Below are 24,369 nucleotides of genomic sequence, written 5' to 3'. Positions count from 1 at the left end.
AATTTATATCTCTATTTTACTAAACTTTTGCTCTCATTTTCAAACTAAAATCAAATGAAAATACCTAAATTTAATTTTCATTGTTTAGCATAAAAAAACTGTGACCTCAGTCACAGCCCACGACCAGCTAACTTTTTTTAATAAGCTTTGCTATGTCCTTTTGAGCATTCTTTGTAGCTACTAGTACATCACTAGATATTAGCATATTTAAGGGTGCCCCGTCAATCATTTTTACACTTAATCCAAGGACCTCTGCCAAAATCTTACCAGCCGCAAAATCCCACGGTCTCAAATAAGATACGTACCCTACACACTTTCCTTCAATTACATGGATAATTTGGATTCCAGCGCTCCCATACATCCGCGTTCCGCTGCTTGCTAAAGCAACGTCTTGGAGATTGCAAAAGTTATGGATAAGGTATGGTGCCCCGATTCCAATTAGGCCATTCCTTAAAGATTCGTTACTAGGCTTCTTCATTTTTACATCATTACAAAATACACCAATATCAGGACCACCCCAGTATAATTTATCCTCTATGACGTCGTAAATGTATCCCCTAATTCCCTTGCCGTTTTCATAAACAGCTATCATGCTAGCAAAATGACTGTGTTGTTTGACGAAGTTCATTGTTCCATCAATTGGATCAACAAACCATGTCAGCCCATCCACATTCAAATCAGCTTTCGTAAAAGATTCTTCACCTATAATGTTGGCATTAGGATAAAGTAAACGAATATTTTTAATGTAAAATTTCTCAATTTCCTTATCTATGTTAGTGACTAAATCATTTCTTCCACTTTTAGTCCACACATCCAAACCTTCATCGAGAGCCGCAAGCATTTTGATCCGAGCGTCGTGCATCCAGCCCTTAACTGCTATATCCAGATATTTGAGTGATTTCCCCACATTAAAACCTCCTATCTAGCAGTATTATCAAAATGTAAAATTTTTTTATCACTATTTCTCACAAATTTAGCAGCTTGATAAATGCTCATTCCTGTCTCGTCAAAGAATTCACGATCAATTTTTTTCTGGTCCATTTTCATAGGAACAACTTTTTGATATGCATGATATTTTCTTAAAAATTCTTCGCGCTCGATCTTGTCGGCATAGAGTTGTTCAACAGCTTGATAAAAATCAGTTGCCACAACGATCTCATCCGTACTCCATTCAGGTAGCAAAGGGTAAGCAAAATTATTTGGTATTTGCATAATAGATATATCCTTCCATAAATTACTTTCTTCCTACATTATACACATACAGCGAACTTAAAAAAATATATACACAACTTTTGGCAAAAGTATTTCATAATCAGTTTCAAATAAGCTATAATAAGGGGTGATTAGAAAAAAACGGAGGCTTTTATTTTGATAACCATGGAAAATATTATTCGTGAAGGTAACCCAACTTTGCGCGCTCGTGCAAAAGCAGTTACTTTCCCTATGAGTACAGAGACGAAGGAACTTGCCGGAAAAATGATGGAGTTTCTCGAAAATAGTCAAAATCCGGAAATTGCTGAAAAGTACAAGTTGCGTGCTGGTGTCGGCTTAGCTGCTCCTCAAGTTGATGTTTCTCTTCGTATGACGGCAGTCCTTGTTCCTGATGAAAATAATGCTCCACTATTCAAGCACATACTGGTTAATCCGACTATTTTGAGCGAGTCAGTGAGAATGGCCGCACTTTCAGAAGGAGAGGGATGCCTCTCAGTTGATCGGGAAGTACCTGGATATGTTCCGAGACACGATCGCATCACTTTGCGTTGGTACGATTTAGACGGAAATAAACATGTTGAAAAATTACGTGATTATGTTGCAATTGTGTGCCAACACGAAATCGACCATCTTAATGGAATCCTTTTTTATGATCATATTAATAAGGAAAATCCATTTAAAACAGACCCTTCAACCATCTTAATTGGTTAATTAAGTGATTCATACTCTATTTACATTAAATCACAGTAAAGCCACCATAATTAAATGCCTCTGCTGTTTATAACAGCAATCATGGCAAGAGACTATGGTGGCTTTTTGTTTTTTTCATAGTTATTTTTTAGTCTACTCTATGAATATCACGCAAATAATTAACTGTTTTTTCATTTACTGCATAAGTAATATCAACCCGTAAAATATTACCTTCTTGCCATAAATCAGAAACAACAAAAACAGGAAAATCATCATACCTATTTAATCCATGCTTTTTTGCGTATTCTTGCATGCGTAGTGAAAGCTCTTCTCGAAACTCATCATCAATAATCCTATGATTGACATCAACTTCGTATTCATAAGCCATCACTCCACTGCCCCAAACATCCGAAAGTCTAGAAGTATTAATTTCTAATTTAATTTCATTTTTCTTGAGGCCGAGTTGTTCAAGGCTCTCTGCAAAAGCCCTATCTGTTATATCTTTGTTTGCTTGCTGCAATTTAGCATTCTTATTTCTTTTAATATTCCGAATAATTATCAACACACTAAATAAAACAACAATCCCCACTAGTATCCAGGTTGTCATGTGTATCAATTGTTTCACCCCGACTTTCGAAATAATTATAACACGTACAGTAAAAATATCATTTACTAGCTTTATTTTAATTTCAAAAGTTAAAGCCTACTTTATATACTTATAGTCGAGTCTATGCTAAAATAGATACAATTATTGTGTATACAATCCATGTTCGGAATTACAATTAGAGTTATACCCTGTTGTGTCTTGCTAAAGGTAGGAACAACAGAATTTAATATATTTAAGGAGTTACTATTTTATGATTTACAAAGTATTTTACCAACCAACTACAAAAAATAATCCACGTCGTGAAAATACTCGATCACTTTATGTTGAAGCAGCCTCTGAAGTTATCGCTAGAAGTATGGTGGAAGAACAGACTGACTATAACATCGAATATCTTGAAGAGTTGAGCCCCAAAGCTCTCGAATATGAACAACAGAGTCCTGATTTTAAAATAACGGAGTTTAATAATGAAGAAGCCTAATGTCAAAAACAACGAGACTGCGGTCTTTGCTGTTGGTGGTTTAGGGGAAATTGGAAAGAATACTTACGGTGTTCAGTTTCAAGATGAGATTATTGTTGTCGATGCTGGGATAAAGTTCCCAGAAGATGAATTATTGGGTATCGATTATGTTATACCTGATTATCAATATCTTGTTGCCAACCAGCAAAAGATTAAAGCCCTTGTTATTACGCATGGTCATGAAGACCATATCGGCGGTATTCCTTACCTACTAAAGCAGATTAATGTACCCATTTATGCTGGTCCTTTAGCGCTTGCACTCATCAAAGGAAAACTCGAAGAACATGGATTGTTAAGAACCACCGAGTTGCATGAGATTGATGAAGACACAGTGCTGAAGTTCCGCAAAACGAGTGTTTCATTTTTTAGAACTACTCACTCTATTCCCGACACATTGGGTGTAGCTGTTAAGACACCTAGTGGAACAGTCGTCGTTACTGGTGATTATAAATTCGATTTGACGCCTGTAACAAATCAGCCACCTAATTTGCAACGAATGGCAAAATTAGGCAGTGACGGTGTTTTATGCTTGTTGTCCGATAGTACAAATGCTGAAATTCCTAACTTTACCAAGTCTGAACGCTGGGTCGGCAAATCAATTAGACATATTTTTGAAAAGGTCGAAGGTCGTATTATTTTTGCAACCTTTGCCTCCAACATCTCACGTGTCCAACAGGCTGCTGAGGCCGCAGTTGCAAAGGGACGTAAAATTGCTGTTTTTGGAAGAAGTATGGAAGCTGCGATTGTTAATGGTCGAGAATTAGGTTATCTTGACATTCCTGATGATGCTTTAGTTGATTCGCGTGAGATCAATAGCCTGCCTGCGAATAAGGTAATGATTCTTTGTACAGGTTCCCAAGGTGAACCGATGGCAGCATTGAGCCGTATTGCTAATGGGACACATAGGCAAGTTGCAATCCAACCAGGAGATACTGTTATTTTTTCAAGTTCACCTATTCCAGGAAACACACTGAGTGTTAATCACGTCATCAATGAATTGGAAGAAGCAGGAGCTGAAGTTATTCATGGTAAAGTAAATAATATTCATGCTTCCGGACACGGTGGGCAAGAAGAGCAAAAACTAATGTTGCGGTTGATGAAACCAAAATACTTTGTCCCCGTTCATGGTGAGTATCGGATGTTGAAGATTCATACGGGGCTTGCTGAAAAATGTGATGTACCGCTTGATCATTCTTTCATCATGGAAAATGGTGATGTCTTGGCACTCACAAAGGATTCAGCTCGAATGGCTGGACACTTCAATGCAAGCGATGTTTATGTTGATGGCTCAGGTGTTGGTGATATCGGCAATGTTGTCTTACGTGATCGCAAAGTCCTTTCTGAAGAAGGATTAGTGATTGTCGTTGCAACTATTGACCTCTCAAAGAAAGAAATTCTTGCTGGACCTGATTTGTTATCTCGTGGATTCATATACATGCGTGAATCTGGTGAATTAATAGAAAGAGGTCGAAAACGTCTCTTCCATGTTATTCGCAAAAACCTTGGTAAGCCAAATTTGAGCGAATCAATGCTGAAAGATGCAATCATTGAAGACTTAAGAGGATTCTTGTTTGAACAAACCGAACGCTATCCAATGATCATACCTATGCTTGTGATTGTATAGTTGTTATTTTTTTATCATCTGAGGGCTGTGACAAAACAATTGTTTTGTGGCAGCCTTTTTACTAATCTTGAATAGATTTCTGGTGTTTGCTCAATATTGAACTTTATTATTTTTATAAAAAATGATAAAAACTGAGCGGAAACACCCTTTCAACAGTTATAATATTTGGGGAAAATAAAAATAGAAAGGAGGATTACTTTGAAGACCTTTTTTTTCTTCATTGACAACCACTTTCTAAAAAGTGATTCCAACAGTGTTTGGGGCACCTTGGAAAGCGAATTACAAAAGCAAGAAGTCAATTATAAAGCTGAACCTATTCATAATGATCGGCAAATTGAATACATTTTGAAAAAAGAGCTTAATAATGCTGCATTAGAACTCAAAGATAATCTCGTTGTAGTTTCAGTAGGAAGTTCAACCTTTTTTCTAGAGGTTCTTACAAAACTGCGTAAAATTAGTACACAGCAGATTCCAATAGCTTTTATCCTGATTAATGAAAAAAATAATTTTGCATCCAAAATTGGGGTTTCATCAAATCCTTTAATTGCTTTAAAACAAATCTTAAATTCTGTTCACCCTATTTCTTATAACCTAGGATCAGTTGAAAACTCACTAAATACAGATGAACAAATTTTCACTGATGAACTCATTGTCGGTTTTAGAGCTTATGTAACTAGTCTTATTAAAAATTCAAAATTCTACAAGCTGCTTTTCAAATACCATTTATCACTTGTTGCAGAATTCTGTGCGATGACAGAGGCTTTCATTAATCAAGAGTCTTTTTCTGTCACTACGAGGCTCTCACAAAAGTATAATTTCTTTAAAAACTCTTTTTCGATTTGCATCAAAAATCATCCTTTTTTAGACAATGAGAACACCGAGGAGGCCAATAATCTTCAGCTTGAAATTATTACCAGTTTGAATCCACTTTCCTACTGGTTTATCCTTCCTGCTAAGAAATTCAACCTTTCTTCAAAGATACCTTTCATTCATAACTTTGAACAAAAACAAATTCACCTAGTAATAAATTCACTTGAATTTAGTCAGATCGATAACAGGCAGCTTATTAACAAATTCTATGATGCTCATCTCAAATCATTTACCTACCCCTTTTGGTTTGATGTTGACAGTGTTTCTCTTTCTGAAAAAAATGATAGTTTTTGAACAAGAATAAAAATAAGAAGACTAACTTTTTGTTTTAAGTTAGGTCTTCTTATTTTTTTATATCGTTTAAAAAGATGACGGTGTAATTTCACCCATCCCAATCATTGGATCAATCTTTCCACTATTTATTAGGCCTGTTGTTAAAATAGTATCAGATTCATAAGCTTCCCTTTTTTCTGAAATATTGGCTGCCTTTTCAGCATTATCATTATCAGCTGCTGGTGGATTAAAAGTGGCTGCCAGGCGCTGAATCAGCGTCGTTTCACGATTAATGGCAACACGATTAACACTGCTCATATAAGCAGAAGGTTCACCTAATAAGATTAAAAAGTCTCTTGCCCGTGTAACTGCTGTATACAAAAGATTACGATTAAGCATCCTAGTATACTGCTGTACCATCGGTAAAATAACCATTTTAAACTCACTGCCTTGGGCTTTATGAATCGATATACAATAGGCTAACCGAATTTTTATCCAATCTTTGCGCTTAAACTCAACTTCATTATCATCAAAATCAATTATCAAGGACTCTTGATGATCCTTACTTTCTTTACTAGTAACAATTCCTACGATTTCACCAAGATCACCGTTAAAGATATTATTTTCAGGAGCATTTACAAGATGTAGAACCTTATCGCCAATTCTGAAATGTTGTTTATTAAACTCAACTTGTTTTTTCCCCGTAATATGTGGATTCAAAATTTCTTGTAGCATTTCATTTAATTTATCAATTCCGGCGGGCCCCCGATACATTGGCGCAAGCACCTGAAAATCACGTGTTTTAAAGCCTTTAGCCTTAGCTCTTTCAACAACTTGCCGAACAACATTTTCAATCTGATAAGAATTGCATTCAATAAAGGAGCGATCTCTTTTTCCTTCCTTTATGTCGGCAGGTAAAGTTCCATCCTTAATTGCATGTGCTAAAGTGATAATTGAGGACTCATTTTCTTGCCGATAGATTGCCTTCAATTCAATCTTGGGTAAATCAGGACTTGCCAACAAATCTGCAAAAACTTGACCTGGTCCAACCGATGGCAGTTGATCTTTATCTCCAACGAGAATAACCTGCATATTCTTGGGTATAGCATCCATTAAAATATCAAATAAACCAGTATCTACCATGGACATTTCATCAACAATCAACAGACTTCCCTCTAATTGATTATGTTCGCTGTCGTCTTCATCGCCACTGCCTAGTCCCAACAATCGATGAATCGTACTGGCGGGTAGGCCAGTTGTCTCGTTCATTCTCTTAGACGCTCTGCCTGTTGGTGCAGCCAGTAAAATTGGAAATTGCTCATTTTTGTATTCATTAATGTCTAGTGAAATATCCTTTAACGCGGCGTAAATTGCAACTATTCCGTTGATGATTGTTGTTTTTCCAGTACCCGGACCACCAGTCAGCAAATAGACTTTGGACTGGAGTGCTTCTTTGATAGCTTCAATCTGATCAACCCCATACTTTATTCCAAGTTGTTCCTCAACTTTTGCTATTAAGTGTTTAAAATCATCGTCAAAATCATTGCCAACATTAATTTTTGTTTCCTTAATCTCTTTAATCCGCTCGGCAATTCTCCATTCAGATTCATAATATTTTCTTAAGTAAATTCTATTTTCTTCTCCCACTACCACACCATCATTTGCCAATTCCAAAAGCTGATCTGCAAGTAGTTCTGGGGAAAGTTCAACTCTACGACTATTGCTTAATAAAACCATTGTTTGATTGAGTAACTGTTCTGCATTCGTATATGTATTGCCCTTTTCTTGGCAAATATCATATATTCCTTGAAGAAGTCCAGCCTTAATTCTCTGTGGCGTATCTGCTGCCAAACCCATCTTTTCTGCAATTTGATCAGCACGTTTAAACCCAATTCCGGGAATTTCTCGTGCCAAACGGTATGGATCCTCGTGGATGACTTCAACTGTTTTTTCACGGTATCGGTTATAGATTGCCGCTGCCATTTGACTTCCAAAGCCAAAACCATTGAGCTCGATAATGATTTGCTGTGTCCCATTGTTGGCCCTTAAATTTTCAACTAAAGTTTCTTGCTGCTTCTTGCTGAGACCCAATTTCTTTACCTTTTTTTCATCAGCAATAATCTGTGCAATTGCATCCATCCCTAAGGTCTCAACAATCTTCGTAGCTGTTTTTTCGCCAATTCCAGCAAAGGCATCACTCGACAAATATGCAATCAAGCCTGATTTGCTAGAAGGCATTTCATTTTGATAATTGAAAACTTGAAATTGCTGTCCATAGCGTGGATGAGTTACTAATTTACCTACAAAATGATATTCGACTCCCTCATTAATATCGGCAAAACTACCTGTTGCGACAATCTCTTTTTCACTCCAGTTTAAATTAGTTTGCGCGATCTTTACTTGGATTACTTTGTAAAAAGTTTCTGGGCTCTCAAAAAAAATGGCATCAACACTGCCAATGATATATTTTTCAGTCTCATCATTCGTATCTAGTAAATCCAATTGACTCACCTTACCATTTCTCCTTTTCTATTTCTTTTGTTTTGCAATTATCGTTTTCTGAATATCTATTATCTGCTCTTTCATTTTGTTGAAAGCCTTATGGTCAAGCTTTTGTGCAACTTCAAAATATTTATCTGCTTCCTTTTTTCCTTCAAGAACGAGTGTGATTATTCCTCTTTGAAAGTTCGCCTCAAAATTCTGCGGCTCTTTTCCTAAAATCAAATCAAAGTACTTCCTGGCATTTTGAAAATCACCCAAAGCAAAGAAATTATCGGCAACTAGCTGCTTGGCTCCCATATCTTTGATCTTATTGTCTTCATTTACCGTAAGGGCATATGCTAGCGACCTTTTATAATTACCCAATGCATATTCACATTGTGCAATCATCAGGATTGCCTCATCCCTAAGTTCTTGTCCCTTGACCTCATTAAAATGATTAATTGCTTTTTGAAAGTAATCTGCACTATATAAAACATTTCCCAAACCATAGTTCAACAAATCTAGATCACTTTTATCCTTAAATAGGCCCAATGCCTTTGATAATAATTGTTCAGCTTGTTCATAATCCTTAAACTCAGTTAGTAATACACCTAACTCGTAATAAGCTCTAACGTCTTTCGGATGATCATCAATTTTCGCAATTGCCTTTTGAACTAATTTTTCTGCCCTAGCGTTCATCTGCTCTCTATTCATAAATTCACTCCCTTAGACTACACCGTATCACTTTAATCAAGTTTTTTATTCAGATAATCTGTCCTATTCCACTCTACACAATTAAAATTCGTCGCATCATTTGTTTCTAGTATTGTTGTACTTGTATTGGATAAACCTCCTGCTTTTCGCAGATCTTTAAGAGAATAGCCCAATAAATGCCTTATCTCTGCACATAATGCCGCACCATGACTGACAATAATTACATTGCCATTTGGGTATTTTTCACAGATTTCTTTGATGATCGGCGTCATCCTTGCAAATAATTCTGGAAAACTTTCACCCGCGACATTCTTTGCGTTATACAAATCCGGATGATTTCGAAAGGCATCTAGTTCCTTAGGAAACTTCTTGGCAACATCTGTAAACAGCATTCCTTCCATTTCGCCAAGATTGAATTCACTTAACGCAGCATCCTTTTGCACCATTAATTTCTGTGGTAAAGCTGCTGCCAATTCGGAAGCTGTTACAAGTGCTCTTTTAATCGGACTACAATATATTTTTTCAAATTGCTCATTTTTGAGGTACTCTGCCAACATCTTTATTTCTGTATGACTTTCTGGTAATAGCTCCGAGTCACCTTTTGCACCCTGATATCTACCTTCTAAATTCCAAATAGTTTTCCCATGCCTAATAAAAAATAATTTGGTCATGTTCAACCTCCTTTTGTGTCACATTTAATTATGCCATTCTTTTACATTATTATCATTATTTTTTCAATACTTTGTTTCATTTAACTACGAAAAAAAAGACTAATGCAAAATAACTGCTTCACATTAATCTTTATAAATGGAGTTTAAAAGTCACTATCCTCATCTGACACAGGTTTCTTAACTCTTATCACACTCAAAGCTCATCATTTTTCCATACTCAAATTTATACATACTGCAATACTTTTTCTTTTTGATATGCACGATCAATTGTTGCGCTGCCAAGACACTCATCACCGTCATAAAATACAACTTCCTGTCCAGGTGTGATTGCACGAACTGGTTCATCGAATTCGACTCGTACTTTTGAGTAATCTTCATTCAAAAAAATTGTTACACCAGTATCTTTTTGCCGATACCTAAACTTGGCAGTACAATGAAATTCTAATCCGCGATCCTCAATTGGAGCTATAAAGCTAATCTTGCTGCCATCAAGACTATCGGCGTAAAGATGCTCATTATGATAACCCTGGCCGACATACAGCGTGTTGGTAGATAAATCCTTTCCTACGACAAACCATGGTTCGTTACTCTGACCATCACCACCGATTCCTAAACCTTTTCGCTGACCAATCGTATAGTTCATCAAACCATAATGGTCTCCCTTTATCTCACCATCAAACGTCTTCATTTTTCCTGATTTTGCAGGTAAAAATTCATTTAAAAACTTGCTAAAGTTTCGTTCTCCGATAAAACATACGCCGGTTGAATCTTTTTTCTTTGCTGTGGCAAGACCAGCTTCTTCAGCAATTCTTCTAACTTCAGGCTTTTCAAGATTACCGATAGGAAACATTGCCTTGTATAATTGTTCTTGTGAAAGCTGACTTAAAAAGTATGTTTGGTCTTTATTAGAATCTGCCCCACGCAACAAATGAACGTATCCATCTGTGTCGCGTCTAATTTGAGCATAATGACCCATTGCAATGTAATCAGCATCAAGTTTCATTGCATAATCCAAAAATGCCTTGAACTTAACTTCTTTATTACACATCACATCTGGATTAGGTGTCCTACCATTCTTATATTCATCCAAAAAATATTTGAACACACCATCCCAATATTCTTTTTCAAAGTTCACAGAATAATATGGAATGCCAATCTTATTTGCAACTTTTGCAACATCTTCGTAATCCTCTGTTGCAGTACAAACTCCACTGTCATTAGTATCATCCCAGTTTTTCATGAAGACACCGACCACATCATATCCTTGTTGTTTTAATAAATAAGCAACAACTGACGAGTCGACTCCACCACTCATGCCTACAACGACACGAGTCTGGCTATTATCCTTCATAATATTCTCACCATCATTTCAATATAGATTCTGAATCTCTACGAGTTGAAGGTCGTATTATTTCAGTAAATCTCATTATATCTAGTTCACTAACCTTTGACAAGTCAATCTAATTATTTTTCGATTAATACATCCCGTTCTTTTAGATTGTCAATTATGAAGTTTAGTTGTTCTATATGCTTTTCAACATCTGATCCCTTAAAAATATTAATTTCTTTCAGACCATTTGCACTAGTTACACCAATTTTAAATGTTTTTAAATCACTACTGATTGTGACCTTTAACTTTATACTTGCGTTATATGGTGATGTTGGATCCAATGGTCTCTCAAGTACAAATTTACCACCTTTACTCTCTTTAAAACCCACATCACGCAATGTATACTTCTTGATCTCTGTACTTAGCGCAAATATTCGATGATCACCTAAAATTTTAGCTTCCTTAGTGTATGCCATTAATTCTTCCCCCTGCCCTTTTTAATAATTTTAGTTAATTGTGTAATCAAGTAATCAATATCCTCAGATGTATTTTCGACCCCAAAACTAAATCTCAAAGATTCTTCGATTCGTGGACTATCTGCACCATACATCGCAGTTAAGACATGTGATGGCTCAACACTACCTGCAGTACAAGCTGATCCAGCAGAAGCCGATATACCATTTAAATCCAAATTGGTCAATAGTGCATCCCTTTTGCATCCTTTGAACCATATATTGATCACATGTTGCAAATTATCTTCTGTAATCTCGCCATTTACCTCAAATTCAATCCCTGCTGCCTGCAATCCCTTGACTATTTGCAGCTTAAATTCATGATATTTCTTTTGGCGTAATTTTTTTTCGCCCGAATCAGCTAATTCAACTGCTTTAGCAAAACCTGCAATTGCAGGAATATTTTCAGTACCTGCCCGTCTCTTTAATTCTTGATCGCCGCCTTTTAACAACGAGGGAATTTTGACTTTTTCGGAACGATAGAGAAAACCTAAGAACTTTGGTCCATTAAGCTTATGTGCCGAAGTTGACAGCAAATCAATCTTATCAGCTTGAACATCGATATCTATTAGTCCATACGCTTGAACTGCATCCGTATGAAACCATGCATTTGTCTTCTCTACTACTTCTCCGATTTCATGAATTGGCATACGACTGCCAACTTCATTATTCCCAGTCATAATAGATACTAAAATCGTGTCCGATCTGATTGCATCCTTTAAATCAGCCATATTTATCAATCCACGTTGATCAACTGGTAAATATGAAACTTCAAATCCAATTGATTCAAGATACTCCATTGATTTTAAAACAGCTTCATGTTCGATCGCAGTCGTAACCAGATGTTTACCTTCAGATTGCCTAGCCAGAGCAGTTTCAATAATCGCAGTATTATCACTTTCAGTACCGCCACTTGTAAAAACAATCTCATCATCTTTTTTTGCGTTAATCGACTGAGCAATCAGGTGTCTGCTATCATCTAAAATGGCTCTTGCTTGTCTTCCATAAAAATGCGTACTTGAAGCATTCCCAAAGACATTAGTCATGGTCTCAGTCATTGTCTTGATAACCGGTGCAGCCATCGGTGTCGTAGCCGCGTTATCCAAATAAATATGTTTCACTTTTATCGCTCCTATTTTGCTAAAACATTAAGAATCATTTGTGCGGACTTCTTACCAGCCTCGATAATAAATTCGTCAAATGAAATTCCTGCTTCTTCATCACCCGTATCTGACATTGCACGAACAATTACGAAAGGCACTTTAAACTGATACGCCGCTTGTGCAATTGCTGCACCTTCCATTTCGCAGCATAAAACATCAGGATAAATATCCTTGATTGCCTTTATTTTATCAGAAGAAGCAACAAATTGATCTCCTGTTACAATCAGTCCAGTTTCAACATGCTGTTGATTTTTTTCAGCAGCTTTTTTCAACACTTCAATAAGCTGTGGGTCAGCTGCAAATTTCTGTGGTTGCTGCGGCAATTGGCCTGGTAAATAACCAAATGCAGTAGCATCAACATCATGGTATGCGGCAGCTGTAGACAAAACAACGTCACCAACATGCAAGCCTTGCCCGATTCCACCTGCCGAACCTGAATTTATAACAGCCTCTACTTCAAATTGTGCAATCAACAAACCCGTTGTCATTCCAGCTTGAACCTTACCAATTCCAGACTGAACAAGTACAACTTCACTATCATTAATTTTTCCTTCAAGAAAAGTAATTCCAGCTATATCAGTTTGTTTTGCTTCTTTTAGTTCTGCTTTCAGTGCTTTTATTTCCTCATCCATTGCACATATAATTCCGTATTTCATCTTAAGTTACCATTCCTCTTATCTAAAAGTTTACAAACACCATAAAACAATAAACACAAATAATTGCCACAACTAATCCCGCAATTATCCAGTTTAATCTTCTTGTTAATTTTCTTTTTTTCTCCTCAGCAATTTCGTTTTTTATATTTTGTCTTTGCTGAGCACGACTTGGAATTTCTTCTTGTGTTTCTTCATCATTTTGAAAAGCTCTCTTCTCACTTGCTGTTTCTTGTACATCAGGATGTTGTGAATGACGTCCAACTTTACCGAAAATTTTATCTTTTAATCCCAAATTAACTTCTCCTTAATTCAAGCAGCTCCCATTTCCAGACAGCCATAATTGTTTTGCTATCACAGATTAGTCCAGACTTAATCTTCTCTTTTGCTTCTTCAAGTGTCAATTCTACAGTATTGAGAAATTCATCTGCATCTTGCGGTAACTCTTCAGAAACTGGTTCTAAATTATGAGCTAAATACATCAGCATTCTTTCATCTGCAAAACCTGGTGATGTATAGAAATCCGCAATCAACTCCAAACTTTCAGGGTGCAGTCTAACCTCTTCATTGAGTTCCCGAATAGCGGTTCTTTTAGGATCTGTTTCATTTACTTCAATCTTACCTGCAGGAATCTCCAAAGTAACACGTTGCATAGGTTCACGCCATTGCTTAACAAATATCATCTTATTTTCTGCTGTTACACAAATAATAGCAACAGCCCCATGGTGGCGTACAATTTCTCTTTTAGCCTTTTCACCATTTGGCAGCTTGACCTGTTCTTCTTCGACCCTAATGATTTTACCTCGATACACTTCTTTGGAACTAATTACTTCTTCTTCGTATTTCATATTATAGGCTCCCTACAAAATTCTCATATGCAGCTTGTTCAGTTGTTGCAATCCACTTAGCATCAGTAAAATCACCTATTAATGCCCGTTCTTGCGATAATTCAACCTTTGCAACAAATGTTGCATTACCAATTAGAGACATCCAGTATGAACCATCTTCTCTTTGATGAACCTTTGTATTGACCATTCCTCCAGGATTGCGCACCGTTATTAAATCTTCCAAATTTGTGTGTGATGCATAAAGTAACGAATATATCAATGAAGAAGCCGACATTGCAGTTCCACAAGCGTTTGTGAAGCCGACACCTCTTTCAAAAGTTCTAACAAAAATATTGTTATCTGCGAGGACTTCAACAAAACTGACATTAACACCGTCAGGAAAAATTGGGTTCTTACCATTATTCAAATAAGTTGCGATTCTCCCCAATTCAGGACCCACTAATTCGTCATGATCAACGAAAGTGATCAGATGAGGATTAGGAACTGCTACAGCTGAAAATTTCAAAGTTTTAGACAGTTCCGGTACTACCTCATTAAATAACTTTTCTTTACCGTCAATATGCATTTTCAAATCACTGGCAGCAAAACTGACCGGTGATATTTCTGCATCAAATGCTGTAACATTTGGAGCAAAGTCTTTTGCTTTTTTCACTTCAAGATCTGCGTACATTGTCTCAATCTTAAAATCCGTCAAATTTTTTTGTTCACTTAAATATCTTGCAACTGTACGAATCCCATTACCACACATACTTGCCTCGCTACCATCAGCATTAATAACTCTCATTTTACCAACCACAGAATCATCATGCCCACCCGTAACGTAAAGTATTCCATCAGAGCCACCGTGCAGCCCAGTCTTGCGATCACATACGTGTCTAGCCAATTGCTTGAGCTCTTCTTCAGATAAATTCTTATCTACCTGTTTTTCATCTAAAATAAAAAAATCATTTCCCGAACCGTGAACTTTAATCATCTTCATCAGAATGACCTCCTACTGGTTTAACAATATCTTACAACTATAATAGCAGAATTTATTCAATTTAGTCTTCTATCCTGCAATTATTCAAACTTTATTTATTTTTTATAACTTACCCTTTTATGGTTAAGCTGTACCTAAAAAAGAAACTGAGTCAAAAATTAAAATTTTGCCCCAGTTTCCTTCATCAATTAATATAACACGTTTCATAAGTCAAGATTTTGCTGACCTAGTATTAATAAATTCTCACATAGTTTCACACAGTAACGATAAAACCACTTTACTCCTCTAATCCAGCAGTTACTGCTTCTGGAAAAACTGCTTTGACAATTGCTGCACAGCTTGCACAAAGTGTTGGGAAGTCTTTATCAGATCCAACATCTTCCTTAATCATGCGGCAGCGTGGGCAAACCTCTCCTTTAGCATGTCTAACGACAATTGATAATTCATCGGTATATTTTTCTGCCTCTGCAGGTGCATCGCTTAAGGACTTGACCTCCAATGCAGAAACAATCAAGGCTTGACGAACATCAGTGTGAAGCTTCTCTAACAATTGAATAACATTGTCTGATGCATACAATACAACCTGTGCTTCAAAAGACTTACCTATTAATTTCTCATTGCGTGCTTTCTCCAACGCTTTGAATACTTCTGAACGAATATCCATAAAATCTGCAAAATTCTTGCTTGTTTCAAGTTCGTTGTTGTAATGATTTACTGCAGGCATTTCAGCCAACTGTGCAAACTCTTCAGGCTCCTTCAAGTATCCCCAAATTTCCTCTGTTGTATGAGGCAAAACAGGTGTTAACAGCTTTGTCAAACGAACGGCAACATCATATAGAACAGTTTGCATTGAACGTCGCTTACGACTGTCTGCACTTTCGATATAAACAACATCTTTTGCAATATCCAAGTAAAATGCGGAAAGATCAACAGTAACAAAGTTAATCAGTTTTTTGTAGATATCCATGAAACTATATGTTGCATAGGCATCCAGAACTTCTTTGGTAAACTTATTAATCCTAATTTCCATATATTGATCAAGTGCTTCCATATCATCAAATGCAACCGTATTTTTAGCTGGATCAAAGTCAGTTGTATTAGCTAACAAGAAACGAACTGTATTTCTAATTTTACGATAAGACTCAGAAATCTGTTTAAAACTATCCATTGAAACACGAACATCGGCAGATGTATCAACACTTAGAACCCATAGACGAATAATTTCGGCACCCATTTGTTTGATTACCTTTTCAGGAACAATTGTATTACCGAGGGACTTACTCATCTTGCGACCCTCACCATCAAGTGTAAAGCCTTGTGAAAGAACTTGTTTGTATGGTGCCTTACCAGAAACAGCCACACTTGTAATCAGGCTAGAGTTAAACCAGCCACGATACTGATCGGATCCCTCTAGATACATATCACTTGGGTATTTCAAGTTTTCGCGTGCTGCCAGGACACCTTGATGTGAGGAACCTGAATCAAACCAGACATCCATAATATCTGTTTCCTTAGTAAATATACCATTTGGTGAATGTTCACTTGTAAATCCTTCAGGTAATAATTCCTTTGCTTCTTTTTGGAACCAGATATTTGAACCATTCTTCTCAAATAAATCAGCAACATGTTCAACTGTTTCCTTAGTGATGATTGCTTCACCATCTTCGCCGTAGAAGATTGGAAGTGGAACACCCCAAACACGCTGTCTTGAAATTACCCAATCTCCACGATCACGGATCATGTTATAAAGACGCTTTTGTCCCCAATCTGGGAAGAACTGCACATCGTCAATTGCAGCAAGGATCTCGGAACGAATCTTATCAACTGATGCAAACCATTGTGGTGTAGCTCTAAAGATAATTGGCTTCTTTGTACGCCAGTCAAATGGATAGCTATGTTCAAGTGGCATATACTTGAGAAGAAGACCGGCAGCCTTTAATTTGTCTAATGAAATTTGATTTGCATCTTCATAAAAGACACCCTCAAAATCTTTGCCGGCCTCTGCTGTTAAGTAGCCTTTATCATCAACTGGAACAAAAATATCAAGGTTATATTGCATTCCGACATTAAAGTCATCTTCACCAAACCCAGGAGCAGTATGAACAAGTCCAGTACCTGAATCCAATGTTACGAAATCGCCAAGCATTGTAACTAACTTGCGCTCCGGATTAAAAGGATGCTCTGTCAATACATATTCCAACTCTGAACCTTTAACGGTCTTCAACGTTTCAAACTTTTCCCACCCAAAACGTTCTGCATTAACTTCGACAAGATCTGTAGCAATTACAAATTTACGCTTGTCACCAGCCGGCTGCACAACAGAATAATCAAAATCCTTATCTACAGTAATACCTTCAGAACCAGGAATTGTCCATGGAGTTGTCGTCCATACAACCATGTACGTGTCATCATCTAATACACCTTTGCCATCAATAACATGTTCTCCATAAAAAGCAGATGGAGATGTGACATCATGATATTCAACTTCAGCTTCAGCCAAAGCAGATTCTGATGACCATGACCAAAATACAGGTTTCTTACCTTTATAAATCAAACCACGCTCTGCCATCTTACCAAAGACGCGAACTTCTTGTGCTTCAAAAGTTGGATCAAGTGTCACATAAGGGTTGTCCCATTCACCAGCAACCCCAAGACGTTTGAAATCTTTACGCTGTTTGTCCACCTGTTTGAGTGCATATTTCCGACATTCTTCACGAAATTCAGCAACAGACATTGACTTACGATCAACTCCAGCCTTTTTCAACTGTTGCTCAATTGGAAGTCCATGAGTATCCCAACCAGGGACATAAGGAGATCTGAATCCCATCATTGATTTAGAACGAACAATGAAGTCTTTTGAAATTTTATTCATTGCATGACCCATATGAATATTTCCGTTTGCATATGGAGGTCCATCATGTAATACAAAAGTCGGTTTACCCTCATTCAACTTTTGCCTTTTTTCATAAACCTTATTTTCTTCCCACACATTTTGTCGTTCGAGTTCCCGCACAGGCAAGTTGCCTCGCATTGGAAACTTGGTTTTGCCTAGATTCAGTGTTTCTTTAATTCTCATCGGTATCTCTCCTTATTAAATTATTATTTTAAACAAAAAAAAGACCTCATCCCAAGGGACGAAAATCTTTCGCGGTACCACCCAATTTAGAAAAACACAGATGTATTTTTCTCTCTTAAACAGCTAATTAACGATTGCCAACCGGATAAACTTACTACAAAATTCAGTCTACCAGTAAAAAGATGATAAACATCGAAGAATTGAATGTCAAACTTTCACCATACATTGACTCGCTATCTCAGGAACCTCGCTGTTCGTATTCTTTTTATTACTTAATATCTTCAGAAGATGACTTCTCATCAAAATGCTGACCTTCATCATCTTCTGGGAAAATGACTACTGCCTTCTTCTCACTCTTTTCATCAGCAGTATCTTCATCTTCAACATCAATATTTGAAAATGATTGTACTTCTTTAGCAGCAGCTTTGTCAAGTTCAGAATCTCTTCTAATTGCTTCTTGAATTTCTTCATAACTGCTTGTATCGCCTTGACGCAAAATCTCATCCCACTCACTGCCTTTAACGACCTCAAGCTGAGACTCCATCATAACTTGCAACTTTTGTCTGAAAATTCGTGCTTGTTTCTTCAAATCATCAGTCTCAAATATTAATCTTTTTGCCTTTTGAGATGCATCTTCGACAATCTTTCTTGCCTTCTCATTTGCTTCGTCCACAATATCCTTAGCCTGTTTTTGTGCCTCATGATTAATGATTTCCGCTTCGCGTTGAGAATTTGCCTTGACTTTATCAGCCGCCTCCTGTGCAACGATAATCGACTGATTAAGAGAATCTTTTAAATCATTAAAGTATTTCAACTTTTCTTCATTTTGCTTCAAACCATCAGTTAATCGTTCATTTTCCTTGATGTTCAACTCATAGTCTTTAATAATTTGATCCAAAAAATCATTTACTTCGTCTTGATCGTAACCACGCAACTTAACACGAAACTCTTTGTTATGAATATCTAGTGGGGTCAAAGTCATATCCCCAACACCTCCATGTATGTATTATTTTTTTAAGACATCTAATTCTACGCGGATTTTTCCTTTTTTTGACACACCTTGAAGAGCCTTCAATCTGAATCGTCCATAACCGCGCACAGAAACAATATCATGTTCTGCTACTTCAACATCAGGTTTCTCAATGTCCATCCAATTAAGGACCACCTTACCTGCGTTCAGCAAGTCCTTAACATGCTTCCTAGATAGATTATAAACCCCTGCAATCAAAGTATCCAATCTTAGTGAACTGACTGTTACTTGAAGCCCTTGCCATTCATCAATGGGAGATACTATCTCAGATTTATCCACTTCTTCAAGATGAACCTTTACTCTACCGACAGTCTCAACTTGAATCTTCAAGAAATTGACCATGTTAGCCGCGGTAATAAATTGCCATCGTTCATCATCAGTTACAATATCACCAATCAAATTACGTCTAAGTCCAATGTGGGTTAATGCACCTAAAATCTGGCTATGCTTAAGCGTCGCAAACTTTGTAGGATATTTTATCCAAATTAGTGAAAGTTCGAAATCCGCCTCGCTTGGCTCATAATATTCCGGATAAAACAGGACTCTTTGCCGCTCTGCTCCTTGTAACAAACCATCAGTTTTCATTTTTAAATCAGATTCAGTATTCAAAAGTGTTTGTGCAATATACACCTCACGCGGATTTAAAAACTCAGTCAATATGGGCCGATATTCCGTTGCTGCCTGCGCCATCAAACTACTAAGTTCATCAATAATCGCTGACTCGTCACTTCTAAAATGTTGATATATCGTTTGTTTATCCATGCTGAGTAGTCACACCAAAATCACTAAGAATCCAAAAATCGAACTAAACACAAAATTAAAGCCACTCTGAATAAAACGAAGTGCAACCAAAGCAACTATCGGAGCAAAACTGATTCCACCAATCAAGGGCACGAATCTATCGAAAAATGATAGGTACGGCTCACATATTTTGCCCAAGATCTCAGCTAACTTTGAGCCTTGAGCTGTAGGAAACCAACTCATCAAAACGTACACTATAATCGCGAATGAATACAGTTCAAAAAGGCGATTGATAATTATTAAAATCATATATACACATAACTCCTTGAATTAATTGAAATCCGAATCTGTAAACTCTGACGTAACGTTTCCTTCAACAACAAAGCCTGCCGGTGTACAAAGGAAAATCTGATCTCCAACTCTTTGAATCTCACCGTTGATTGCAAAAATAGTACCGGTTAAAAAGTCAACAATTCTTTTGGACTGCTGCTCATCCATGCGTTGAAAATTTACAACAGCAGCTTGATCACTCAGTAAACGAGTGGCTATAGCCTTGACATCAGAATAAACTCTTGGTTCAAAAAGTGCAATCTTCTTTTCAGACATCGTTCGCCTCTTTCCATCAAGTGAAACAACCTTTTTATTCGTATCAACTTGTGAAGCTTGCTGTTCCTCATATTGATAATCCTCATCTTCATCAAATTGATCCTCAGATATTCCAAAAAACTTGCCAAATTTTGCTCCTAAAGCCATTCCTTTCACCTCCTAATCATAATTGCATCCTAACTGTTATTTGCGGCGATGACGGAAAAATGGAGGTGTGTTTAAACCATCCTCATCATTATCATCTTTTTCTTTTTCAGTATCCATCTTAAATATATCAAATTTTTTCTTTTCAACATTCCTAAATTCATTTGATTTTGTATCAGAGACTGGACGTTCTTCTGAAGTTTCACGACGTAAATCCCAATCTTTAAGCGGATCATTATTCTCAATTTCCCTTGTAGCTTCACCAATATCATTTTTGCGGATATTATTATGATTATCCTGAATTGCTCTAGATCTTCTGCTGTCTTGTTTCTTCTTGTCAATCCCAGTCGCAATGACAGTCACAACCACAGTATCTTCAAGATCCTCATTAATCGATGTACCGAAAATAATGTTAACATCACTCGTTGCAGCTTGAGCAACAATATCTGAAGCATCCTGTGCTTCGAAGAGGCTCAAATCCGGACCACCAGTAATATTAAGCAATACCTGTTCAGCTCCATCAATTGAAACCTCTAACAATGGCGAAGAAATTGCTTTCTTAGTTGCATCAGCCGTTCTATTTTCACCATTTGCTGACCCGATTCCCATCAATGCAGAGCCTTGATTTTCCATGACTGTTTTTACATCAGCAAAATCCAAGTTAACATACCCTGGAGAAGTAATTAAGTCTGAAATTCCTTGAACACCCTGTCTTAAAACATTATCAGCTTCCTTGAAAGCTTCCATCATTGGTGTCTTTTTATCTACAATTTCCAATAGTCTGTTATTCGCAATGATTACCAGTGTATCAACATGCTCCTTCATTTGGGCAACGCCCTCTGCTGCAAAGCGTGCACGTTTTGGACCTTCAAAACTAAATGGACGTGTAACAACACCAACTGTCAAAGCACCTTGCTCTTTAGCAACTTTAGCAATAATAGGTGCGGCACCAGTTCCTGTTCCGCCACCCATTCCGGCAGTAACAAAAATCATATCTGCTCCCTTAAGAGCCTCGGCCAAAGCCTCTTCACTTTCTTGAGCTGCCTTATCACCAACTTCAGGGTTTGAACCTGCTCCCAATCCACGAGTAAGTTTTGGTCCAAGTTGAATTTTTGTCTCAGCTTTTGAACTTTCTAAAGCTTGAACATCTGTATTAGCAACAATAAATTCAACACCTTTTACATCATCAGCAATCATTCGATTCACGGCATTTCCGCCGGCACCGCCGACGCCAATAACCTTGATTGTTGCTCCTTTATTTTCATTTGCATCCAGTGAAAATTCCATTGCATTCCCTCCAAATTATTCTCAGTCAAAAAAGGTATTGAAAAAGTTCTTGATTCCCTCTAAAGAACTATTCTTTTTAATTTTTTGTTTTTTCTGTACAGTATTTTTGTTATAATCCAACTGTTGTTCCTGCGCTTCAACTTCAGTATTATTTTCAATCTCCGGAACACTATTTCCCAGAGTAGATTTTACAACTTTCTCAATTTCGCTTTGTTTAGTCATATATGAAACTAATCCAATTGCTTGTGTAAATGAAGGATGTCGTAACCCCATTTGCTGCGGAATAAACAATTTAACGTTTGTCTCAAAAATATCTTCTGCTAATTCCTTAATACCTGGTAATGCGGAAACGCCACCAGTAATAATAATTCCACCTGGAAGTTTTAATGCATCGATTTCTTCTAAAACATCTTTCAATTTCATGAAAATCTGTGTCAAGCGTGCCTCTATAATCTCACTCAGGTATTCTCCGCTAATCTGTACAGATTCGGTCTTTCCGACTACTTCTACTGGGAAAACATCATCTTTAGATGCTAAGTAACTAGCAGCATATCCAAAGTTGCGCTTAATCTTTTCGGCATTTTCAATCGACGTATTCAGAACAACGGAGATATCCTTAGTAACGAATTTACCGCCTTCTTGATCAACATATGTATATTTTAACTTGTGATCATGTACGACTGCTGCCGTTGTTTGACCGCCACCCAAATCAATTAGAACTGCTCCAAAGTCTTGTTCTCCATCACTAAGTGCCTGTGTTGCAAGTGCCAAAGGTACAACAATTGTATCCTTTACAACAAGTCCAGCACGCTCAACACACTTAACAGTGTTATGCAGAACAGTCTTTGGTCCAGTATATAAAACACCGTTCATTTCAAGACGAACACCGACCATACCACGAGGATCTTTGATACCGTCAAAACCGTCAACCGTAAACTCATCAGGGATGACATCAATAATATCTCGTTCTGGTGGTAGTTTTTGTACAAGTGCTGCCTTTGTTACATGATAGACATCAGCACTATCGATTTCTTTAGAATTTCCATTACCATCACCAACAGCGATCATTCCATTACATGGAACAATTTCTAAAAGATTGGCAGGTATACCAACTGTTACTTCGGAAATTTGAATATTTGCTTTTTGCTCTGCCTGATCAACTGCTGCCTTAATCGCATCTACAGCTCTGTCAATATCAACGATGACCCCGCGGCTCAACCCATCAGAGCGCTCACTGCCTACCCCAATGATATTAAGCTGTCCTTTGACAAATTCTGCTACGATTACTTTAATCGAAGTAGTTCCAATATCAAGTCCAACATAAATTCCTGAATTATCCATTGGTTGAGCTCCCTTCTAAAAAATAAAATAAAAAAATCATTACTAATATTTTACTCAAACTAACAACTAGAATTTTACCACAACACGTAGCATTTATACACTTTTCAGACATTTTTATTGTACAAATTATTAATTTTTTTATTTTAATTCTGTTGAATATGCACCAACTTCAAAATCTATTCTGATTTTTCCCGTTGCTTTCGCTTTAATTTGTGAATAATATTGCATCTTACTTGCAAATGTCGATAGTGTTGCAATAATCTCATTACCATCATTCATATAGACCCTGATCCGCTCTGGATTAACAGAAGCAGGAACTGCATCAATCTCCGAAATACCTGTCAACAAACTTGAAGACAACTTGTTCATCTGCTTTGCTAACAGCTTAGTTTCAGAAGAGGTTTTAAAATTTGAGAACACTGGTAAATTTCCTTCAGGTGCTGTTCGTTGTACAATTGACACATTGCCTTTACTATTCAAGGCATAGTATTTGTTGTTTTTTAACAAATACCCTACAATTTTTTCCTCAGAGATTCGTATGTTAACTCTTCTATCATGTAAGTTAAAAACAACATTCTTAACTTCACTAATATTATTTTTAATCGATCTAGCAGAATGCCTTTTCCCCAGATACACTTGCAGCATATAGTCATTTATTTTAATGCCACTTGCTCTCTTAATTGCTTCTTGTGTAACATTATCAGTGCCAGAAACATTTACTTCTTTGACCCTGCTGATCGGCAGGATAAAATAAAGTGATGCTAAGGTAATCAATCCAAAAACGAGTAAATTGATACTCATTCTTTTGTGCAAGAGTGCTTTCCTTTGTCTGACTAATTTGGGTAATTTGTTACCCATTCTCTTTTTTTTAAAACTATTCCTTTTTAAAACGCCCTTATGTCTCTTTTTCTGGGCTTGTTCCCATGGTGTAAGAGGTTGGTTAATTCTTTTTTCTTTGCCAAAGAAATTATTCAATTTAAATTTCATACCAACCTCCATC

25 protein-coding genes and 1 other annotated feature are annotated in these 24,369 nt (G+C 36.9%); of the genes, 4 read left to right on the top strand and 21 right to left on the bottom strand.

The annotated features are described in order from the left end of the window. Window positions 1–127 precede the first annotated feature (127 nt). Both IV36_RS00685 and IV36_RS00680 read right to left on the bottom strand, forming a co-directional pair. Window positions 128–907 (bottom strand): inositol monophosphatase family protein, encoded by a 780-nt coding sequence (locus tag IV36_RS00685; protein WP_056990256.1) that lies wholly within the window; start codon window positions 905–907, stop codon window positions 128–130. Window positions 908–918: 11 nt separating this feature from the next. After that, window positions 919–1,212 carry a UPF0223 family protein gene (locus IV36_RS00680; RefSeq protein ID WP_056990255.1) on the bottom strand — a complete coding sequence of 98 codons (294 nt, stop codon included), beginning with the start codon at window positions 1,210–1,212 and terminating at the stop codon, window positions 919–921. Window positions 1,213–1,368: 156 nt separating this feature from the next. Between IV36_RS00680 and def the strand changes: the two genes are divergently transcribed. Further along, complete coding sequence (gene def / locus IV36_RS00675; RefSeq protein ID WP_056990254.1) at window positions 1,369–1,923, top strand: peptide deformylase; 555 nt, start codon at window positions 1,369–1,371, stop codon at window positions 1,921–1,923. A 127-nt stretch (window positions 1,924–2,050) separates the two neighbouring features. Here def and IV36_RS00670 read toward each other — a convergent pair whose 3' ends face one another. Next, entirely contained in the window at window positions 2,051–2,509 is a 459-nt protein-coding gene (locus tag IV36_RS00670; protein WP_235810213.1) for a hypothetical protein, read from the bottom strand. A 250-nt stretch (window positions 2,510–2,759) separates the two neighbouring features. Between IV36_RS00670 and IV36_RS00665 the strand changes: the two genes are divergently transcribed. From IV36_RS00665 to IV36_RS00655, 3 genes are all read left to right on the top strand, one after another. Next, window positions 2,760–2,987 (top strand): DNA-directed RNA polymerase subunit epsilon, encoded by a 228-nt coding sequence (locus IV36_RS00665; protein ID WP_056990252.1) that lies wholly within the window; start codon window positions 2,760–2,762, stop codon window positions 2,985–2,987. Beyond that, window positions 2,974–4,650 (top strand): ribonuclease J1, encoded by a 1,677-nt coding sequence (gene rnjA, locus IV36_RS00660; protein ID WP_056990251.1) that lies wholly within the window; start codon window positions 2,974–2,976, stop codon window positions 4,648–4,650. The genes IV36_RS00665 and rnjA overlap by 14 nt, the downstream gene beginning before the upstream one ends. 198 nt (window positions 4,651–4,848) lie before the next feature. After that, on the top strand, window positions 4,849–5,814 hold the full coding sequence (locus IV36_RS00655; protein ID WP_056990250.1) for a hypothetical protein: 966 nt from the start codon (window positions 4,849–4,851) through the stop codon (window positions 5,812–5,814). A gap of 66 nt (window positions 5,815–5,880) precedes the next feature. Here IV36_RS00655 and recD2 read toward each other — a convergent pair whose 3' ends face one another. The 18 genes from recD2 to IV36_RS00565 all read right to left on the bottom strand — a co-directional run bounded on the left by recD2 (window position 5,881) and on the right by IV36_RS00565 (window position 24,356). Beyond that, entirely contained in the window at window positions 5,881–8,304 is a 2,424-nt protein-coding gene (recD2, locus tag IV36_RS00650) for an SF1B family DNA helicase RecD2 (protein ID WP_056990249.1), read from the bottom strand. 18 nt (window positions 8,305–8,322) lie between these two features. Then, the gene (locus tag IV36_RS00645; protein WP_056990248.1) at window positions 8,323–8,988 is read right to left on the bottom strand and encodes a tetratricopeptide repeat protein; all 666 of its coding nucleotides are present in this window, start codon (window positions 8,986–8,988) and stop codon (window positions 8,323–8,325) included. A gap of 32 nt (window positions 8,989–9,020) precedes the next feature. Further along, entirely contained in the window at window positions 9,021–9,659 is a 639-nt protein-coding gene (locus IV36_RS00640) for a histidine phosphatase family protein (RefSeq protein WP_056990247.1), read from the bottom strand. 223 nt (window positions 9,660–9,882) lie between these two features. Beyond that, on the bottom strand, window positions 9,883–11,010 hold the full coding sequence (gene mnmA / locus IV36_RS00635; protein ID WP_056990246.1) for a tRNA 2-thiouridine(34) synthase MnmA: 1,128 nt from the start codon (window positions 11,008–11,010) through the stop codon (window positions 9,883–9,885). Between the two features lie 113 nt (window positions 11,011–11,123). Then, entirely contained in the window at window positions 11,124–11,465 is a 342-nt protein-coding gene (locus tag IV36_RS00630; RefSeq protein ID WP_056990245.1) for a DUF1831 domain-containing protein, read from the bottom strand. Then, window positions 11,465–12,622 carry a cysteine desulfurase family protein gene (locus tag IV36_RS00625; protein WP_056990244.1) on the bottom strand — a complete coding sequence of 386 codons (1,158 nt, stop codon included), beginning with the start codon at window positions 12,620–12,622 and terminating at the stop codon, window positions 11,465–11,467. Before IV36_RS00625 ends, IV36_RS00630 begins: the two co-directional genes overlap by 1 nt. 11 nt (window positions 12,623–12,633) lie before the next feature. Then, window positions 12,634–13,320 carry a 5'-methylthioadenosine/adenosylhomocysteine nucleosidase gene (locus IV36_RS00620; RefSeq protein WP_056990243.1) on the bottom strand — a complete coding sequence of 229 codons (687 nt, stop codon included), beginning with the start codon at window positions 13,318–13,320 and terminating at the stop codon, window positions 12,634–12,636. A 22-nt stretch (window positions 13,321–13,342) separates the two neighbouring features. After that, window positions 13,343–13,612, bottom strand: coding sequence for a hypothetical protein (locus IV36_RS00615; protein ID WP_056990242.1), 270 nt, complete (start codon window positions 13,610–13,612; stop codon window positions 13,343–13,345). Window position 13,613: 1 nt separating this feature from the next. Next, window positions 13,614–14,165 carry an NUDIX hydrolase gene (locus tag IV36_RS00610; protein WP_056990241.1) on the bottom strand — a complete coding sequence of 184 codons (552 nt, stop codon included), beginning with the start codon at window positions 14,163–14,165 and terminating at the stop codon, window positions 13,614–13,616. A 1-nt stretch (window position 14,166) separates the two neighbouring features. Then, a complete protein-coding gene (gene dapF, locus IV36_RS00605; RefSeq protein ID WP_056990240.1) occupies window positions 14,167–15,144 on the bottom strand; it encodes a diaminopimelate epimerase in 978 nt (325 codons plus the stop codon). Between the two features lie 277 nt (window positions 15,145–15,421). Then, window positions 15,422–18,220, bottom strand: a complete 2,799-nt coding sequence (gene ileS, locus IV36_RS00600) for an isoleucine--tRNA ligase (protein WP_056990239.1) — start codon at window positions 18,218–18,220, stop codon at window positions 15,422–15,424. A gap of 51 nt (window positions 18,221–18,271) precedes the next feature. Further along, window positions 18,272–18,499 (bottom strand) — a binding site (T-box leader). Then, on the bottom strand, window positions 18,489–19,202 hold the full coding sequence (locus tag IV36_RS00595) for a DivIVA domain-containing protein (RefSeq protein ID WP_056990238.1): 714 nt from the start codon (window positions 19,200–19,202) through the stop codon (window positions 18,489–18,491). (Overlaps the previous feature by 11 nt.) Window positions 19,203–19,226: 24 nt before the next feature. Next, a complete protein-coding gene (locus IV36_RS00590; protein WP_056990237.1) occupies window positions 19,227–20,012 on the bottom strand; it encodes a YlmH family RNA-binding protein in 786 nt (261 codons plus the stop codon). Between the two features lie 9 nt (window positions 20,013–20,021). Continuing rightward, on the bottom strand, window positions 20,022–20,300 hold the full coding sequence (locus IV36_RS00585; protein ID WP_056990236.1) for a YggT family protein: 279 nt from the start codon (window positions 20,298–20,300) through the stop codon (window positions 20,022–20,024). A gap of 21 nt (window positions 20,301–20,321) precedes the next feature. Next, window positions 20,322–20,744, bottom strand: coding sequence for a cell division protein SepF (locus IV36_RS00580; protein WP_056990235.1), 423 nt, complete (start codon window positions 20,742–20,744; stop codon window positions 20,322–20,324). 36 nt (window positions 20,745–20,780) lie between these two features. After that, entirely contained in the window at window positions 20,781–22,028 is a 1,248-nt protein-coding gene (gene ftsZ / locus IV36_RS00575) for a cell division protein FtsZ (protein WP_056990234.1), read from the bottom strand. A gap of 21 nt (window positions 22,029–22,049) precedes the next feature. After that, window positions 22,050–23,369, bottom strand: coding sequence for a cell division protein FtsA (gene ftsA, locus IV36_RS00570; RefSeq protein WP_056990233.1), 1,320 nt, complete (start codon window positions 23,367–23,369; stop codon window positions 22,050–22,052). A 138-nt stretch (window positions 23,370–23,507) separates the two neighbouring features. Beyond that, window positions 23,508–24,356 (bottom strand): cell division protein FtsQ/DivIB, encoded by an 849-nt coding sequence (locus IV36_RS00565; protein WP_235810209.1) that lies wholly within the window; start codon window positions 24,354–24,356, stop codon window positions 23,508–23,510. Between the last annotated feature and the right edge of the window lie 13 nt (window positions 24,357–24,369).

The sequence above is a fragment of the Liquorilactobacillus mali genome, assembly GCF_001437155.1.
GTDB classification, from domain to species: Bacteria; Bacillota; Bacilli; order Lactobacillales; family Lactobacillaceae; genus Liquorilactobacillus; species Liquorilactobacillus mali_A.
Note: the sequence above shows the minus strand (reverse complement) of the source record. Positions and strands in the feature narration are given on the sequence as shown.

Bases quoted from the DNA above. Each gene is read 5' to 3' on its own strand.
- IV36_RS00680 (WP_056990255.1), bottom strand. From the start codon at position 1,212: ATGCAAATACCAAATAATTTTGCTTACCCTTTGCTACCTGAATGGAGT.
- IV36_RS00670 (WP_235810213.1), bottom strand. From the start codon at position 2,509: ATGACAACCTGGATACTAGTGGGGATTGTTGTTTTATTTAGTGTGTTG.
- IV36_RS00665 (WP_056990252.1), top strand. From the start codon at position 2,760: ATGATTTACAAAGTATTTTACCAACCAACTACAAAAAATAATCCACGT.
- rnjA (WP_056990251.1), top strand. From the start codon at position 2,974: ATGAAGAAGCCTAATGTCAAAAACAACGAGACTGCGGTCTTTGCTGTT.
- IV36_RS00645 (WP_056990248.1), bottom strand. From the start codon at position 8,988: ATGAATAGAGAGCAGATGAACGCTAGGGCAGAAAAATTAGTTCAAAAG.
- IV36_RS00640 (WP_056990247.1), bottom strand. From the start codon at position 9,659: ATGACCAAATTATTTTTTATTAGGCATGGGAAAACTATTTGGAATTTA.
- mnmA (WP_056990246.1), bottom strand. From the start codon at position 11,010: ATGAAGGATAATAGCCAGACTCGTGTCGTTGTAGGCATGAGTGGTGGA.
- IV36_RS00630 (WP_056990245.1), bottom strand. From the start codon at position 11,465: ATGGCATACACTAAGGAAGCTAAAATTTTAGGTGATCATCGAATATTT.
- IV36_RS00620 (WP_056990243.1), bottom strand. From the start codon at position 13,320: ATGAAATACGGAATTATATGTGCAATGGATGAGGAAATAAAAGCACTG.
- IV36_RS00610 (WP_056990241.1), bottom strand. From the start codon at position 14,165: ATGAAATACGAAGAAGAAGTAATTAGTTCCAAAGAAGTGTATCGAGGT.
- dapF (WP_056990240.1), bottom strand. From the start codon at position 15,144: ATGAAGATGATTAAAGTTCACGGTTCGGGAAATGATTTTTTTATTTTA.
- ileS (WP_056990239.1), bottom strand. From the start codon at position 18,220: ATGAGAATTAAAGAAACACTGAATCTAGGCAAAACCAAGTTTCCAATG.
- IV36_RS00595 (WP_056990238.1), bottom strand. From the start codon at position 19,202: ATGACTTTGACCCCACTAGATATTCATAACAAAGAGTTTCGTGTTAAG.
- IV36_RS00590 (WP_056990237.1), bottom strand. From the start codon at position 20,012: ATGGATAAACAAACGATATATCAACATTTTAGAAGTGACGAGTCAGCG.
- IV36_RS00585 (WP_056990236.1), bottom strand. From the start codon at position 20,300: ATGATTTTAATAATTATCAATCGCCTTTTTGAACTGTATTCATTCGCG.
- IV36_RS00580 (WP_056990235.1), bottom strand. From the start codon at position 20,744: ATGGCTTTAGGAGCAAAATTTGGCAAGTTTTTTGGAATATCTGAGGAT.
- ftsZ (WP_056990234.1), bottom strand. From the start codon at position 22,028: ATGGAATTTTCACTGGATGCAAATGAAAATAAAGGAGCAACAATCAAG.
- ftsA (WP_056990233.1), bottom strand. From the start codon at position 23,369: ATGGATAATTCAGGAATTTATGTTGGACTTGATATTGGAACTACTTCG.
- IV36_RS00565 (WP_235810209.1), bottom strand. From the start codon at position 24,356: ATGAAATTTAAATTGAATAATTTCTTTGGCAAAGAAAAAAGAATTAAC.